Here is a 1,350-nt window from a genome sequence, read left to right as displayed (position 1 = left end):
TGCGGAAAGAAGAGGACGGCGCTGAGGGTGGCTCCCGGAGCGGAAAACGCCGTAGGCGTTCTTCACGCCGCCGTGACGGCGGGGAGCAGGACAGGGACGCCACGCTCAGGAACGCGGCAGGCAAAACGGATACCGCTGAGTAAGCAGACGGGGTTCTATGGGTCACATGGACGGTACACCGGTTGCGCCCGCAGGCGCATCCCCGGAAAAAACGCCGGGCGAGGCTCTTGCAGGCACGCCGCGACAGGCTCTGGACAATTTTGCGGCTCTTTTTGAAGACGCAGACTTTACCGTGGAACTGGACTGCCTGGGAGTGGGGCGCATGCAGTTTTTGCGCCGCCGCCAGATGCTGCTGGAACTGCGTGGCCTGTACGTTGCGTTGTGGCGTCTTGCGCTTGCGCGGTCTTTTCCGCAGGACGCCGGGCAGATGTTTGATACGTTTTTGCAGGAATACAAGGCCGGTCACAAGGACAGGACCGGCGCGCAGGTGCTCGTGCGCGCCCGCGAATACTGGGGCATGCTTGAGCCTATGGGCGATGGCGACTTCAGCGATGTGGCCCGTCATCTCACGTCATTCTTTGCCCAGGCGGACAAAGGGGACAAAAGCGTCAACCTCAAGCTTGTCCTTCATATCCGCAAGGTCTACAAACTCATATTCGACAGGCTGATTTAGCGCCAATGCCGTTCCGGGGCGCGTCTGCATTTGTGTGACGCATGCCCCGGTCTTCGGCCGTGCGGCAGGCCCGCGCCCTGCGGGCAGCGTCTGCCCGGCGGCCACGGCCCGGGGTTGCGCCAGCAAAAATCCACAAGTGTATCTTTGTTTCGGAACCGGCAGAAAATGAATATCGCACACTCCACAGAAGAACTGAACTTTACGGGAAACAGCGGCCTTACCATCGGCAACTTTGACGGCGTGCATCTGGGCCATCAGGCGCTTATACGCCATACCCTGGACGTCTGCGCCGGAGGAGGTCTGACGCCCGTGGTCATGACCTTCTGGCCCCATCCCCGTCAGGTGGTCATGCCTCATCTGGGGCATATGCCGCTGACCACGCGCGAAGAGCGCTTTGCCCTGCTGGAATCGCTGGGTGTGCGCCATGTGCTGGAACTGCCCTTTACGCGCGAACTGGCCGGTCTTGATGCTCCGGGTTTTGTGCGTGCTTTTCTAGAGCCGTTGCGACTGCGCCATCTGGTGGTGGGCTATGATTTCAGCCTGGGGCGCGACCGTGGCGGGCATGTGGATGTGCTGCGCCGCCTTGGCGCGGACGCCGGCTTCTGCGTGGAGCAGTTGCCTCCTGTGGTGGTGGACGGCACTGTGGTCAGTTCCACCACGCTGCGCAAGCTCATAGA

Annotated in this window: 2 protein-coding genes; both read left to right on the top strand. The window is 61.7% G+C overall.

The window, feature by feature from the left end:
* Positions 1–157 precede the first annotated feature (157 nt).
* Positions 158–673 carry a hypothetical protein gene (locus V6C16_RS13310; RefSeq protein WP_333543444.1) on the top strand — a complete coding sequence of 172 codons (516 nt, stop codon included), beginning with the start codon at positions 158–160 and terminating at the stop codon, positions 671–673.
* A gap of 165 nt (positions 674–838) precedes the next feature.
* Positions 839–1,350, top strand: a 512-nt coding sequence (locus V6C16_RS13305) for an FAD synthetase family protein (protein ID WP_333543443.1), incomplete at its 3' end; no start/stop codon positions are given.

Origin of the sequence: Desulfovibrio sp. 1188_IL3213, from assembly GCF_036763145.1 — a bacterium.
Lineage (GTDB): Bacteria > Desulfobacterota > Desulfovibrionia > Desulfovibrionales > Desulfovibrionaceae > Desulfovibrio.
This window is presented reverse-complemented; position numbering and strand designations above follow the sequence as displayed.